Here is a 14,229-nt window from a genome sequence, read left to right as displayed (position 1 = left end):
GATGGGCAGACCCATGACCGCCACTGATCTGAACGCGCTGCCCGTCACCGCCAACGATGTGCGGGCCGCCGCCGAGACCATCGGTGGCGCCGTGCTCGCGACGGCCTGCAACCAGAGCCGGACGCTCGGCGAGATCTGCGGCTGCAACGTCTGGCTGAAATTCGAGAACCTGCAGTTCACGTCGTCGTTCAAGGAGCGCGGCGCGCTGAACCGGCTGAATGCGCTGTCCGCCGAGCAGCGCGAACGCGGCGTGATCGCGATGTCGGCCGGCAACCACGCGCAGGGCGTCGCGTATAACGCGCGGCGTCTCGGCATTCCCGCGACCATCGTGATGCCGGTGGGCACGCCGATGGTGAAGGTGGAGAACACCAAGCGGCACGGCGCCGAGGTCGTGATTTCCGGCGCCACCTTGGAGGAGGCGGGCGCGTTCGCCAGGGAGCACGGCGCGGCGCACGGCATGACCATGATCCATCCTTACGACGATCCACTGATCATCGCAGGGCAGGGCACGGTGGCGCTGGAGATGCTCGCGGTGGTCCCCGAGCTCGATACGCTCGTGGTGCCGATCGGCGGCGGCGGGCTGATCTCCGGCATGGCGGTCGCGGCGCGCGCAATCAAGCCGGGCTTGCGCATCGTCGGCGTTCAGGCCGAACTCTATCCGTCGATGTACAACGCCATCCGCAGCAGTCAGCTGCCGATGCGCGGCGACACGCTCGCCGAGGGCATCGCGGTGAAATCGCCGGGCCGGATCACGACCGAGATCATCCGCCATCTCGTCGACGATATCCTGCTGGTCAACGAGCCGCAGATCGAGCGTGCGCTCGCCACGCTGATCTCGATCGAGAAGACGGTGGTCGAAGGCGCCGGCGCCGTCGGTCTCGCCGCAGTGCTCGCGCACCCCGCGCAGTTTGCCGGCCGCAATGTCGGCCTGGTGCTGAGCGGCGGCAACATCGACACCCGACTGATCGCCTCGGTGCTCACCCGCGAGCTCGCTCGCGAGGGGCGGCTGACGCAGCTGTCGATCGACATCGTCGATCGTCCCGGACAACTCGCTGCCGTGTCGACGCTGCTCGCCGATGCCGGCGCCAACATCATCGAGGTGTCGCATCAGCGAACGTTCTCGGACCTGCCGGCCAAGGCGACCCTGCTCGAGCTGGTGATCGAGACGCGCGACCAGGCGCATCTCAACGACGTGATGGCGAAGCTCGTCGCCGCAAATTTCAAGGCGCGCTGCACCTGAGCGTCAGGCGATCTCCAGCACATCCTTCGCGGTGCGGCAGACGCCCGCTCCGCCTTTTCCAGGCGAAAGGCGCGTGCGGCTGCCCGCCGAGTCTTGCTCAGCCCAATTAGCAATCTCTCTGTCTACTCGTGAAGCTGTTCGCAAATGCGAACACGTTTGAGGTTTGCTCTGTCAGAATTTCAGTTGCGCACCTCAAAAAATGAGGACAGGATTACCGCAACAAAGAAGACGGTTGGGAGGATTGTGATGAGACTGCTCGCGAAGCTGGGACTCGCCGCTGCCGCATGCCTGCTCTGGGCCACCGTCGCGAGCGCCGATACCACCGTGAAATGGCTGCATATCGAGGTCAATCCAGCCCAGGTGAAGATCTGGGAGGAGGTGGCCCGCGCCTATGAGGCGTCGCATCCGGGCGTCAAGATCGAGATGCAGTTCCTCGAGAACGAGGCCTACAAGGCCAAGCTGCCGACCATCCTGCAGTCCAAGGACCGGCCGAACATCATCTACAGCTGGGCGGGCGGTGTCCTGAAGGCGCAGATCGAGGCTGGCGTGCTCGAGGACATCACCGAGCAGGTGAAAGGCTACAGCGACAGCGTGACTCCGGCGGCGCTCGCGGCATTCACCGATGGCGGCCACGTCTACGGCCTTCCGATCTCGCTGTCGCAGGTCGGCTTCGTCTGCAACAAGGAGCTGATGGCCAAGGCCAAGGTCGATCCCACGGCGATCAAGAGCTGGGACGATCTGCTGAGCGCCGTGAAGACGTTGAAGGCGGCCGGCGTGACCCCGATCGTGGTCGGCGGCGCCGACAAATGGCCGCTGCATTTCTACTGGACGCATCTTGCGGTGCGGATCGGCGGCAAGCCGGCATTCGACGCGGCGCTGCGCGGCGAGAATGGCGGCTTTGCCGGCGACACCTTCGTCAAATCAGGCGAGCTGTTCAAGCAGCTCGTCGATCTCCAGCCATTCCAGAATGGCTTTCTTGGCTTCAAGAACCCGCAGGCCGTCGGATATTTCGGCGATGGCAAGGCGGCGATGACGCTCGCGATCAGCTCCGTCTACAATCTGCAGCGGGCGCTCGCCGCCGACAAGGTCGGCTTGAGCGAAGACAAGATCTGCTGGTTCGATTTTCCGGTCGTGCAAGGCGGCAAGGGCGCGCCGACGGATACGCTCGGCGGCATCACCGGCTGGTTGGTCACCAAGGGCTCGCCCAAGGAAGCCGTCGATTTCCTGAAGTACTTCATCTCCAAGGACGTCCAGACACGGTTGGCGGCGGGAAATTTCATCATCCCGGTGGTGCAGGGCGCGGACGCCGGCCTCAACAATTCCTTCATGAAGCTGATCGCGTCCAATCTGGCCAAATCGAACTATCACCAGAACTTCTATGACCAGAGCCTCGGCCCCTCCGTCGGTCGCGTCGTCAACGATGTCTCCGCGGAGATAGCCGGCGGCAGCATGAGTCCGCAGGAGGCTGCCAAGGCGATCGAGGCAGCGCGGAAGCAGGGCAACTGACGTGGCACGTCCGATCGCGAGTTCGCCGGCGATGGGTGTATCGCCGGCATCGCTCTCCACGCGCGCGGTGGGCGGCCCGAGCTGGGACGGCCGCTTCACCGTCCTGATCCTGTTCCTGCCGCCTGCGCTGCTGCTGTTCACGCTCTTCGTGGTGCTGCCGATCGGCGAGGCCGCCTGGTACTCGGGCTTCAACTGGAATGGGTTCGGCAGGCCGACCCATTGGATCGGCTTTGACAACTATCGTTTCGTGCTGGAGACGCGCGCGTTCTGGCTCGCGCTGCGCAACAACGGCCTGATCATTGCGGTCTCGCTGTGTGTCCAGTTGCCGCTGGCGCTGACGCTGGCCCTGATGCTCGCGGAGCGGTTCCGCGGCGCGGTGGCGCTGCGGATGCTGTTCTTCATGCCCTATATCCTCGCCGAGATCGCGACCGGGCTGATCTTCAGCTTCGTCTATGACGGCGATTATGGCCTGGTCGCGTCGATCTGGCGCAGCTTCGGCGCCGAGCCGCCGCATCTGCTGGCCTCGACCGACACGGCGATGCTGGCGGTGCTGATCGTGATCGTCTGGAAGTATTTCGGCTTCCACATGATGCTGTTCATCGCCGCGCTGCAGAGCATCGACAAGAGCCTGATCGAGGCCGCCCGGATCGACGGTGCGACGCGGTCGCAGAGCCTGCGCCACATCGTCATTCCCTTGCTCTACCCGACGATTCGGCTCTCGGTGTTCTTCGCCATCGTCGGCTCGCTGCAGCTGTTCGACCTGGTGATGCCGCTGACGCGCGGAGGGCCCGCCGACTCCTCGAATACAATGGTGAGCTTTCTCTACAACAACGGCATCTCCCGGATGCGGGTCGGCTATGGCAGCGCCATCGGCGTCATCCTGTTCGTGATCTGCGTGACCTTTGCCTTCACCTACAAGCGATGGTTCATGCGCGATGAATAAGGTGGAGACGTTCCGGGCACCATTCGATCCCGCCGTGCTGTTCAAGACGGTGTTCCTCGCGATCGTCGCCATCTTCGTGCTGGTGCCGCTGCTTGCGACGCTGCTCGGTGGCTTCAAGTCGCTCGGGGAATTGCGCGTGAATCCGTTCGGCCTGCCGCAGCACTGGGCGTGGCAGAACTATGCCGATATCCTGTTCTCCGGGCGCTACTGGCAGCTCCTGCGCAATTCGCTGATCATCTCCACGCTGACGGTCGTTCTGACTCTCATCGTCGCGTCGATGGCGGCCTTCACCTTTGCCCATGTCCGATTCTACGGCAGCTCGATGCTGCTGAGCTATTTGACGCTCGGCCTGCTGTTTCCGGCGGCGACCGCGGTGTTGCCGCTGTTCATCAAGGTGCGCGATCTCGGGCTGCTCGACACCTATTTCGGCGTCGCGCTGCCGCAGGTCGCCTTCAGCCTCGCCATGAGCGTGCTGTTGCTGCGCCGCTTCTTCAAGGACATCCCCTACGAGCTGCTCGAGGCCGCGCTGGTCGACGGCTGCAGCTATATCAAATTCTTCCGCTACGTGACGTTGCCATTGTCGCGCCCGATCCTGGCGACGGTCGGCACCATTACCTTCGTCAACAGCTGGAACGCCTATCTGCTGCCGCTGGTGATGCTCAACACCGATGCGCTGTATCCATGGCCGCTCGGCATCATGGTCTATCAGGGCGAGTATTCGTCCGAGTGGCACCTGATCCTCGCCTTCATCACCCTGACCATCCTGCCAACGATCATCCTCTTCCTCCTGGCGCAGAAGCACATCGTTGCCGGCCTGACGTCGGGCGCGGTCAAGGGATGAACCGGACCTCACGGAGACCCCAATGAGAAAAGTCGGCATCGGCATCATCGGCTGCGGCAACATCAGCACCGCCTATCTGAAGGCGGCCCAGCGCTTCCCCGTTCTGGACATCAAGGCGCTCGCCGACATGCGCAGCGACGCAGCCGAGCGACAGGGCGCAGCCTTCGGCCTGCCGGCGATGCGGGTCGATCAATTGCTGAAGCGCGATGACGTCGAGATCGTCATCAATCTCACCGTGCCGCTCGCCCATACCGACGTCAGTCTCGCCGTGCTAAATGCCGGCAAGCACGTTCATTCCGAGAAGCCGCTCGGAATCGACGTCGCGGAAGCCCGCAAGGTGATCGAGCTTGCCGCGCAGAAGAACCTGCGGGTCGGCTGCGCGCCCGACACGTTCCTCGGCGGCGGCCACCAGACCGCGCGCAAGCTGATCGACGACGGCGCGATCGGCACGCCTGTCGCGGGCAGCGCGTTCTTCGGCTGTCCCGGCCATGAGCGCTGGCATCCGGCGCCGGGCTTCTATTACCTGCGCGGCGGCGGCCCGATGCTCGACATGGGCCCATACTACATCACCGATCTGGTGCAGTTGCTTGGCCCGGTCGCGAGCGTGATGGGCTCGACCGCGCGCCCGAGATCCGAACGCCTGGTCACCAGCCAGCCGATGAACGGCACGCTGATCCCGGTCGAGGTCGCGACCCACGTCGCGGGCACGCTCGAGTTCGAGAGCGGGGCGGTGGTCTCGGTCACCATGAGTTTCGACGTTCCGAAGCACCGGCACGCGCCCATCGAGATCTATGGCGCCGAGGGCAGCATGCTGGTGCCGGACCCCAACCGCTTCGGCGGCGAGGTGCAGGTCGCCAAGACCGGCGGCGACTGGCAGACGATGCCGTTGACGCATGGTCACGTCGACGGCGAGTTCCGCTCCATCGGCGTGGCCGATATGGCGACCGCGATCCTGAACGACCGGCCGCATCGGGCCAGCGGTGCGCTCGCCTTCCACGTGCTGGAGGTCATGGAGGCGTTCCAGACCTCCGCAAGCGAAGGGCGGCGGGTCAAGATCGAGAGCGGCGTGGAGCGGCCGGCGATTTTGCCTGTTGGACGCGACACCGGACAGATCGACTGAGGACAGAGACATGCGCAAGGCAATGATTGTATGGGGCGGCTGGCCAGGACATGACCCCGATCTCTGTGCCTCGATGATCCGCGGCTGGCTCAAGGCGGAAGGCTTCGAGGTGCGGATCGAGACCACGACGGCCGCGTTCGCAGATCCTGCGATCCACGATCTGTCGCTGATCATCCCGATCTACACGATGTCCAAGATCGAGAAGGCGGAAGCGCTCAACCTCTGCGCGGCGGTGCGCAGCGGCGTTGGGCTCGCCGGCCATCATGGCGGCATGTGCGATGCCTTCCGCGATTCGGTCGACTACCAGTTCCTGTGCGGCGGGCAATGGGTCACCCATCCCGGCAACATCATCGACTACCGGGTCGACTTGACCAGGCCGGACGATCCCATCATGAAGGGCCTGACAAGTTTCGAGCACCGTTCCGAGCAGTATTACATGCACGTCGATCCGGCCAACGAGGTGTTGGCGACCACGACCTTCACCGGAGAGCACGCCCCATGGATCGAGGGGGTGGTGATGCCGGTGGTCTGGAAGAAGCGTTACGGCGCGGGCAGGGTGTTCTATTCCTCCCTCGGCCACCGTGCCTACGAGCTCGACGTGCCGGAGATCCGGACGTTGATGACCCGCGGCATGCTATGGGCGGCGCGCGAGTGACGGCTGACGCGAACCCGTTACCGGTCCGGGCCACGCTGGAGGACGTCGCGCGGACGGCGGGCGTGTCGCTCGCCACCGTCGACCGCGTCATCAACCGACGCGAGGGCGTGCGTGCCAAGACCGTTGCCCGGGTGGAGGCCGCTGTTGCCAAGCTGGGTTATCGCGCCGACGTCGCAGCGGCACGGCTCGCGCGCGGCCAGAGCTTCCGCTTTGCCTTCGTGCTGCCGACCGGTGGCAACAGCTTCATGACCATCCTGACCGAGCAGGTCCAGCGCACGGCAGAGTGGCTGGCCGGTCAGCGCGGCTTCATCGATATCCTCCACGTCGACGTGTTCGATCCTGACGTGCTGGCCGGTGCGCTGGAGAACCTGTCGCCGGCCTATCAGGGCGTTGCGGTCATCGCGCTGGATCACCCCAGAGTGCGCGCCGCGATCGACGAACTCACCGCGCGCGGCGTCGCGGTGGTGACCCTGGTCTCGGACGCCCCGAGCTCGCGCCGCCTGCACTACGTCGGCATCGACAACCCTGCCGCGGGGCGGACGGCGGCCACGCTGATGGGGCGCTATCTCGGCGGTCGCGAGGGGACGGTTGCCGTGATCGCGGGATCATTGTCGCTGCGCGATCACGCCGAGCGGCAATTCGGCTTTCACCAGATCCTGTCCAGCGAGTACCCGAACCTGCTCGCGCTTCCGGCCATCGAAGGCCGCGATGAGAGCGAGCGCACGCGGGAGCTGACCGCCGCGCTGCTCGCGCGCCATCCGGATCTGCGCGGCATCTACTGTTGTGGCGCCGGCAACCGTGGCATCGCCGATGCGCTCGAGGCATCCGGCCGCGCCCGGGAGGTGGTCTGGATCACTCATGAGCTGACCCAGCACACCAGGCGGTTCCTGGTCCGCGGCACGTGCGACGCCATCATCAACCAGGATCCCGGCCACGAGGCGCGCTCGGCTGCGCGCGTCCTGCTCGCGCATTGCTCGGGCGAGCCGATCAGCCCCGATCAGGAGCGCATCCGCATCGACATCTTCCTGCGGGACAATCTTCCCTAGCCGACAGGCCTAGAGCCAGCCGAAGATCGCGAGCGCCAGGACGGCCTGGGCGATGAAGCCGACGACGAACGCAAGGGTGCGAAATACGGGCAGGCCGATCGCGTAGACGATGACGTGGGCGACGCGCGACCAGAAATAGACGGCGCAGGCGAGCACGGTCCATTTGGTCGAATAGTCGATCGCGTTGAGGATCAGCACCAGCGGCGCGAAGATCACGAGGTTCTCGACCGCGTTGTCGTGCGCGAACATCAGCCGGGTCGCCCACGGCGCGTGCGGCTTGTCGTTGCGGGAGGGGTTGGCCATCGCGCCCGTCAGGCCGCGGACCTGGCAGCGGTTCAGGATGTAGGGAACCCACAGCAGGCCGGTCAGAATGACCGTGAGCGTCAGCCAGAACAGTTCGCGCGTCATCGAGATCCCCTCAACTGATTCCCGTCCCGTCCCGGCGGGACGGAGCGTTTATAGTCAATCGCGGCGGATCGCGCTATGCGCGGACGCGGACATAGGAGCCCGGCGCATCCTCGAGCGGTGGATAGGCCTCGCTGCCGACGCCGCGCGCGGGCACCTCTTCCGGATCGAGCTGGCTCAGCCATTCGCGCCAGTCCGGCCACCACGAGCCCTTGTGCTCCTGTGCGCCCTTCATCCAGTCCTTCAGCGAGATGTCGTGGATCTGGTCATTGGTCCAGTACTGATACTTGCCGGAGGAGGGGGGATTGACGACGCCGGCGATGTGGCCCGAGCCCGAAAGCACGTACTTCACCGGACCGCCGAAAAATTGCGATCCGTACAGCACGGAGTCGGCCGGCGCGATGTGGTCCTCGCGGGTGGCGAGGTTGTAGACCGGCACCTTCACCTTGGAGAGATCCAGCAGCGTGTTGTCCAGCACCATCGTGCCCTGCGTCAGCCGGTTCTCCAGATAGCAGTTGCGCAGGTAGTAGGAATGGTTCGCCGCCGACATCCGCGTGGCGTCCGAGTTCCAGTGCAGCAGGTCGAATGCCTGCGGCGGCTGGCCCTTCAGGTAGTTGTTGACGACATAGGACCAGATCAGGTCGTTCGAGCGCAGCATGTTGAAGGCCATCGCCATCTTGCTGCCCTCGAGCACGCCCGAGGCCTGCATGTCGCGCTCCAGCGCCGAGATCTGGGTCTCGTCGACGAACACCAGGAGATCACCGGCATGGGTGAAGTCGACCTGTGCGGCGAGGAAGGTCGCCGAGGTCACGCGCTGGCGGCGCTTGTCGGCCAGCCAGGCGAGCGTCGTCGCCAGCATGGTGCCGCCGACGCAATAGCCGAGCGTGTGCACCTTCATCTCGCCCGTCACCTTCTCGATGACGTCCATCGCGGTGAGCGGGCCTTCCTTCATGTAGTCCTCCCAGGTCTTGGTCCCGAGCGACTTGTCGGGATTGACCCAGGAGATCACGAACACCGTCAGGCCCTGATCGACGCACCATTTGATGAAGGATTTCTCCGGGCGCAGATCGAGGATGTAGAACTTGTTGATCCAGGGCGGCACGATCAGGAGCGGCGTCCGCAGCACGCTCTCCGTCGACGGCGCGTACTGGATCAGCTGCATCATCTCGTTCTGGAAGATCACCTTGCCCGGCGTCGTCGCCATGTTGACGCCGACCTCGAGATTGGCCGGGTCGGACTGGCGGATCTTCAGCGAGCCCTTGCCGGCCTCGATGTCCTCCGCGAGCATCTGCATGCCACGCACAAGATTATCGCCGCTCGACGCTACCGTCTGCCGCAGCACCTCCGGATTGGTCAGGACGAAATTCGAGGGCGCCAGCGCATTGGTGATCTGGTTGACGTAGAACTCGGCCTTCTTGCGCGTGTGCGGATCGAGGCCCTCGGCATTGTGGACAAGGTCCTGCGCCCACTGCGTCGTCAGCAGATAGGCCTGCATCACGAAATCGAAGAACTGGTTCGACTTCCATTCCGGATCGGCGAAGCGCTTGTCGCGCGGGGAGGGCGAAATGGCCGGGGGTACGTCTTCGCCGGCGAGACGGCGCGCGGCCGAGCCCCACAAATCGAGATAGCCCTTGGCGATCTTGGTCTGGATGTCGCTGGCGCGATCCTTGTCCGACAGCCAGTAGTCGGCGACGGCGGTGAAGGATTTGACGACTTCGGTCAATTCGGTTGGTGGCCGGTCCTGAACTTCGCCCGTCTCGCGCGGCTTCAGGTAGGCCGAGAGCGCCTTGCCGCTGCTTTCCATGGCTTTCGCGATGTTCATCGCGAACGCTTCCGCATCGAATGTTTTTTCTGGATTGCTGCTGTTCTGAACGTCGGTCATGGCTGGATCACACTATCGCGTCGGGACCGTTTCGTCACCGAGCGAGATCAATAATCCGCGAGTTTGCGGCAAATTCGATTTCTGATTGTTGCGTTGCGAAAAAATCTCTCGCTTCCGACATCATGATCACGTAGCTGGATGAAATTCCTGTTCAAGCCGGTCACGTTTCGAGTGACAATTGGTTGTGCTGCGGCAAAATGCGCCGCGTTGCGGTCGGGCCGGGGACCGTCGACTGGAAGTTGGGGGCTGAGGGACGTGCGCGTGGGGACGCAGGGGCGAGGCTGGAGTTCGGGACGGCGCGCCCCTGTTGCGGGGCTCGTTGTGTTCGGCGCGCTCGCGCTTGCCGGGTGCTCCAGTCCAATAGCGGACATGCCTTCGCTCGACGCGGATGCGATCGCCCGGCCCAAGGAGCCGGGCGGGTATCTGCCCGTCAACGACGTGCCGCGCGACCGCGATGCGCCGATCATCTCGCCGCAGGAGCGCGACAAGATCGAAAAGGAGCTGCTCGCGGCGCGCGACCGCCAAGCCTCGGCGGGCACCAGCACCAGGCCCAAATGATCGGCCAGGGACAAGGGCTGGGCGATCGGCCGCCCGGAGCGGCGTAATTGTCTGGCGCGGCGCGGCGGCCATGATAAAACAACCGGAATCAACACCTCCGCGTGTCGTTGCCAGCCAAGCCGCGAGCCCGTGCTAAGCTCCTGATCCAGCACCGGTTTCAAGGCATGGCGTGCGCCGCCGCAGCGCCAGCTCTGCTGGCGAATCCGCCCCCGGTTGCCGGAGCCGAGAGACCCATGGAAGATTTCTATCGCATCCGCCGTCTGCCGCCTTACGTGTTCGAGCAGGTCAACCGGGCCAAGGCGGCCGCGCGGAACGCCGGGGCCGACATCATCGATCTCGGCATGGGCAATCCGGATCTGCCGGCGCCGCCGCACGTGCTGGAGAAGCTCAGGGAGACCCTGGGCAAGCCGCGGACCGACCGCTATTCGGCCTCGCGCGGCATCGTCGGACTGCGCCGGGCGCAAGCAGCCTATTACGATCGCCGTTTCGGGGTGAAGCTCAATCCCGACACCCAGATCGTGGCGACGCTCGGCTCCAAGGAAGGCTTTGCCAACGTCGCGCAGGCGATCACCGCGCCGGGCGACGTCATTCTCTGCCCGAATCCGAGCTATCCGATCCACGCCTTCGGCTTCCTGATGGCGGGCGGCGTGATCCGGTCGGTGCCTTCCGAGCCGACGCCGCAGTTCTTCGAGGCGGCCGAGCGCGCGATCATTCATTCCATCCCGAAGCCGCTTGCGCTGATCGTCTGCTATCCGAGCAACCCGACCGCCTATGTCGCGAGCCTCGACTTCTATCGCGACCTCGTCGCATTCGCGAAGAAGCACGAGATCCTGATCCTGTCGGACCTCGCTTATGCCGAGGTGTATTTCGACGACAAGAACCCGCCGCCGTCGGTGCTGCAGGTGCCTGGCGCGATGGATGTCGCGGTCGAGTTCACCTCGATGTCGAAGACCTATTCGATGGCCGGTTGGCGCATGGGCTTTGCCGTCGGCAACGAGCGCATCATCGCGGCGCTCGCGCGCGTGAAATCCTATCTCGACTACGGCGCGTTCACGCCGGTGCAGGTCGCGGCCACGGCTGCTCTGAACGGTCCCGACGACTGCATTCGCGAGATGCGCGACGTCTACCGCAAGCGCCGCGACACACTGGTCGAGGCGTTCGGCCGGGCCGGCTGGGAGATCCCGTCGCCGGAGGCGTCGATGTTCGCCTGGGCGCCTTTGCCGGAGAAGTTCAAGAGCCTCGGCAGCATGCAGTTCGCGACGCTCATGGTCGAGAAGTCCGGCGTCGCGGTGTCGCCGGGCGTCGGCTTCGGCGAACATGGCGAAGGCTATGTCCGCATCGCGATGGTCGAGAACGAGCAGCGCATCCGGCAGGCCGCGCGCGGCGTCCGCCGCTTCCTTGAAAGCGGGATCGAAACGTTGCACAACGTCGTTCCCATCGCCAACCGGCGCTGAGCCCTCCCGTACTTTCCTTTCGACAGGTTCTTTGATTCCATGGTCGCACCCCTGAGAGTGGGCATCGCGGGCCTCGGCACCGTGGGTGTCGAGGTCGTTCGTCTCATCGAGCGTGAGGGACGCGTGCTCACCGAACGCACGGGGCGCCCGGTGAAGGTCGTCGCCGTGACGGCGCGGTCGAAGGCCAAGAAGCGCGGCATCGATCTGTCCGGGATCAAATGGGCCAAGGATCCGATCGCGCTGGCGAGCGATCCCGAAATCGACTGCCTGGTCGAGCTGATGGGCGGTGCCGGCGATCCCGCGCTGTCGGCGATCGACACCGCTCTCAAGGCCGGCAAGTCGGTGGTGACGGCCAACAAGGCGCTGATCGCCAAGCATGGCCTGAAGCTCGCCAAGGCGGCCGAGAAGCATGGCGGTGCGCTGAACTTCGAAGCCGCCGTCGGCGCGGCCATTCCGGTGGTCAAGACCCTGCGCGAAGGGCTCACCGGCACCGGCATCAGCCGCGTCTATGGCATCCTCAACGGCACCTGCAACTACATCCTGACTCGGATGGAGCAGGAGGGGCTGTCGTTCGACGAATGTCTGAAGGACGCCCAGCGTCTCGGCTATGCCGAGGCCGATCCGTCGTTCGACATCCATGGCCACGACACCGCGCAGAAGCTCGCGATCCTGGCGAGCCTCGCCTTCGGCACCCAGGTGGCGCAGAACTCGGTCTATGTCGAAGGCATCTCCTCGATCGCGCCGGAGGACCTGCGCGCGGCGGCGGAGCTCGGCTACCGCGTCAAGCTGCTTGGCGTTGCCGTGCGCACCGCCAAGGGCATCGAGCAGCGGGTGCACCCGACGATGGTGCCGAAATCCTCCTCGATCGCCCAGGTGATGGGCGTCACCAACGCGGTCACGATCGACGGCGACGGTATCCCGCCGATCACGCTGGTCGGTCCGGGAGCAGGGGGCGCCGCGACGGCGTCCGCCGTCGTCGCCGACATTGCCGACGTCGCGCGCGGCATCCGCGCCGCGCCGTTCGGGCGTCCGGTCGACAGGCTGCAGGCGACCGAGAAGGCGCCCATGGAGCGGCACGAGGGTGGCTATTACATCCGCCTGATGGCGCGTGACCACGCCGGCACGGCCGCGACCATCGCCACCCGGCTCGCCGAGCAGAAGATCTCGATCGAATCGATCGTGCAGCGCCATCCCAATGGCAGCGAGCCGGCGAAGACGGCCGGCAAGTCTGCGCCGGTGCCGGTCATCCTGATCACCTATGCGACACACGAGGACGCCGTGCATCGTGCGCTCCAGGCGGTGCAGCGCGACAAGGTCATCAGCGGCAAGCCGCAGGTGATCCGGATCGAGAAGAACTAGCGCATGATGCCCAGGGAACCACTTGTCCCTGCTCAAACAAACGCGTGGCGTTTGGTATAGGTTCATGCTCAAACCGGGAGAATAGACAGGCGGGGAGCGGCCGTTCGTGCCGACCGCCTGACCCGGATGCCGCCCAGGGGGGCGGCGTGCGAGCGGTAGATTTTGATGGCGGATGTCCGCCTTGACGTCTTGAGGAGTTGATCGATGTCGACGCAGATTTCTGTCCCGCAACAATTGCTGCTCGAGCGCATCCTGACGCTGGAGCTGGTGCGCGTGACCGAACGGGCGGCGGTGTCGGCGGCGCGGTTGCGCGGCCACGGCCAGGAAAAGCCGGCCGACCAGGCGGCCGTGGATGCGATGCGCCGCGAGCTCAACAAGCTGCCGATCGAGGGCACGGTCGTGATCGGCGAGGGCGAGCGTGACGAGGCGCCCATGCTCTATATCGGCGAGAAGGTCGGCCTCAATGCCGGGCCCAAGGTCGACATCGCGGTCGACCCGCTCGAGGGGACGACCCTGTGCGCCAAGAACATGCCGGGCGCGATCGCGACCATGGCGATGGCCGATGGCGGCACGCTGCTGCATGCCCCCGACGTCTACATGCAGAAGATCGCGGTCGGCCCCGGCTACGCCAAGGGCGTCGTCGACATCGACGCGACGCCGGCCGACAACGTGCGACGGCTCGCCAAGGCCAAGGGCGTCGAGCCCGGCGCGATCACGGTGCTGGTGCTCGACCGTCCGCGCCACGCTGACATCATTCAGGGCGTCCGCTCGACCGGCGCCGCGGTGCGCCTGATCACTGACGGCGACGTCGCCGGCGTGATCCACTGCGCCGATCCCGACAACACCGGCGTCGACATGTATCTCGGCACCGGCGGCGCGCCGGAAGGCGTGCTGGCCGCGGTGGCGCTGCGCTGCATTGGCGGCCAGATGCAGTGCCGCCTGATCCTCGACACCGAGGAGAAGCGCGAGCGCGCCCACAAGATGGGCGTCGGTGATCCCAAGATGATCTACGGCATCGAGGACATGGCCCGCGGCGACTGTCTGTTCGCGGCCACCGGCGTCACCACCGGCTCGCTGCTCTCCGGCGTCAAGTTCCGCAAGGACGGCGTGATCGAGACCGAGACCGTCGTGATGCGCTCGGTCACCGGCACGGTGCGCTACATCCGCGCGGAGCACCGCCAGTTGGCGAAGTTCCACCTCGACTGATCCAGCACAGTCGT

General features: G+C 65.3%; 13 protein-coding genes. 11 read left to right on the top strand and 2 right to left on the bottom strand.

All coding sequences use genetic code 11. The features are described from left to right. The first annotated feature begins 13 nt into the window (after window positions 1-13). The 7 genes from QX094_RS27375 (at window position 14) to QX094_RS27345 (ending at window position 7,351) form a co-directional block, all read left to right on the top strand. Window positions 14-1,240 (top strand): threonine ammonia-lyase, encoded by a 1,227-nt coding sequence (locus QX094_RS27375; protein ID WP_315712136.1) that lies wholly within the window; start codon window positions 14-16, stop codon window positions 1,238-1,240. A 246-nt stretch (window positions 1,241-1,486) separates the two neighbouring features. After that, the gene (locus tag QX094_RS27370) at window positions 1,487-2,746 is read left to right on the top strand and encodes an extracellular solute-binding protein (RefSeq protein WP_315751661.1); all 1,260 of its coding nucleotides are present in this window, start codon (window positions 1,487-1,489) and stop codon (window positions 2,744-2,746) included. A 1-nt stretch (window position 2,747) separates the two neighbouring features. Further along, a complete protein-coding gene (locus QX094_RS27365; protein WP_315712132.1) occupies window positions 2,748-3,689 on the top strand; it encodes a sugar ABC transporter permease in 942 nt (313 codons plus the stop codon). Then, on the top strand, window positions 3,682-4,530 hold the full coding sequence (locus tag QX094_RS27360; protein ID WP_315826885.1) for a carbohydrate ABC transporter permease: 849 nt from the start codon (window positions 3,682-3,684) through the stop codon (window positions 4,528-4,530). The genes QX094_RS27365 and QX094_RS27360 overlap by 8 nt, the downstream gene beginning before the upstream one ends. Window positions 4,531-4,552: 22 nt before the next feature. Further along, the gene (locus tag QX094_RS27355; RefSeq protein ID WP_316188372.1) at window positions 4,553-5,650 is read left to right on the top strand and encodes a Gfo/Idh/MocA family oxidoreductase; all 1,098 of its coding nucleotides are present in this window, start codon (window positions 4,553-4,555) and stop codon (window positions 5,648-5,650) included. 10 nt (window positions 5,651-5,660) lie between these two features. Then, window positions 5,661-6,305: a ThuA domain-containing protein gene (locus QX094_RS27350; protein ID WP_316173709.1), complete on the top strand. Its 645-nt coding sequence runs from the start codon at window positions 5,661-5,663 to the stop codon at window positions 6,303-6,305. Next, entirely contained in the window at window positions 6,302-7,351 is a 1,050-nt protein-coding gene (locus QX094_RS27345) for a LacI family DNA-binding transcriptional regulator (protein WP_315712126.1), read from the top strand. The genes QX094_RS27350 and QX094_RS27345 overlap by 4 nt, the downstream gene beginning before the upstream one ends. Before the next feature lie 9 nt (window positions 7,352-7,360). Here QX094_RS27345 and QX094_RS27340 read toward each other — a convergent pair whose 3' ends face one another. Beyond that, a complete protein-coding gene (locus QX094_RS27340) occupies window positions 7,361-7,759 on the bottom strand; it encodes an MAPEG family protein (protein WP_315751659.1) in 399 nt (132 codons plus the stop codon). A 73-nt stretch (window positions 7,760-7,832) separates the two neighbouring features. Further along, window positions 7,833-9,638 (bottom strand): class I poly(R)-hydroxyalkanoic acid synthase, encoded by a 1,806-nt coding sequence (locus QX094_RS27335; RefSeq protein ID WP_316164782.1) that lies wholly within the window; start codon window positions 9,636-9,638, stop codon window positions 7,833-7,835. 369 nt (window positions 9,639-10,007) lie between these two features. Here QX094_RS27335 and QX094_RS27330 point away from each other — a divergent pair, with 369 nt between their 5' ends. The 4 genes from QX094_RS27330 to glpX all read left to right on the top strand — a co-directional run bounded on the left by QX094_RS27330 (window position 10,008) and on the right by glpX (window position 14,215). Continuing rightward, a complete protein-coding gene (locus QX094_RS27330) occupies window positions 10,008-10,196 on the top strand; it encodes a hypothetical protein (RefSeq protein WP_315712122.1) in 189 nt (62 codons plus the stop codon). A gap of 233 nt (window positions 10,197-10,429) precedes the next feature. Beyond that, window positions 10,430-11,650, top strand: coding sequence for an LL-diaminopimelate aminotransferase (locus tag QX094_RS27325; protein WP_315712121.1), 1,221 nt, complete (start codon window positions 10,430-10,432; stop codon window positions 11,648-11,650). A gap of 39 nt (window positions 11,651-11,689) precedes the next feature. After that, window positions 11,690-13,009 carry a homoserine dehydrogenase gene (locus QX094_RS27320; protein ID WP_315712119.1) on the top strand — a complete coding sequence of 440 codons (1,320 nt, stop codon included), beginning with the start codon at window positions 11,690-11,692 and terminating at the stop codon, window positions 13,007-13,009. Window positions 13,010-13,213: 204 nt separating this feature from the next. Continuing rightward, window positions 13,214-14,215: a class II fructose-bisphosphatase gene (gene glpX, locus QX094_RS27315; protein WP_315712118.1), complete on the top strand. Its 1,002-nt coding sequence runs from the start codon at window positions 13,214-13,216 to the stop codon at window positions 14,213-14,215. The last annotated feature ends 14 nt before the right edge of the window (window positions 14,216-14,229 follow it).

The sequence above is a fragment of the Bradyrhizobium sp. SZCCHNS1050 genome (assembly GCF_032484785.1).
GTDB lineage: Bacteria > Pseudomonadota > Alphaproteobacteria > Rhizobiales > Xanthobacteraceae > Bradyrhizobium.
This window is presented reverse-complemented; position numbering and strand designations above follow the sequence as displayed.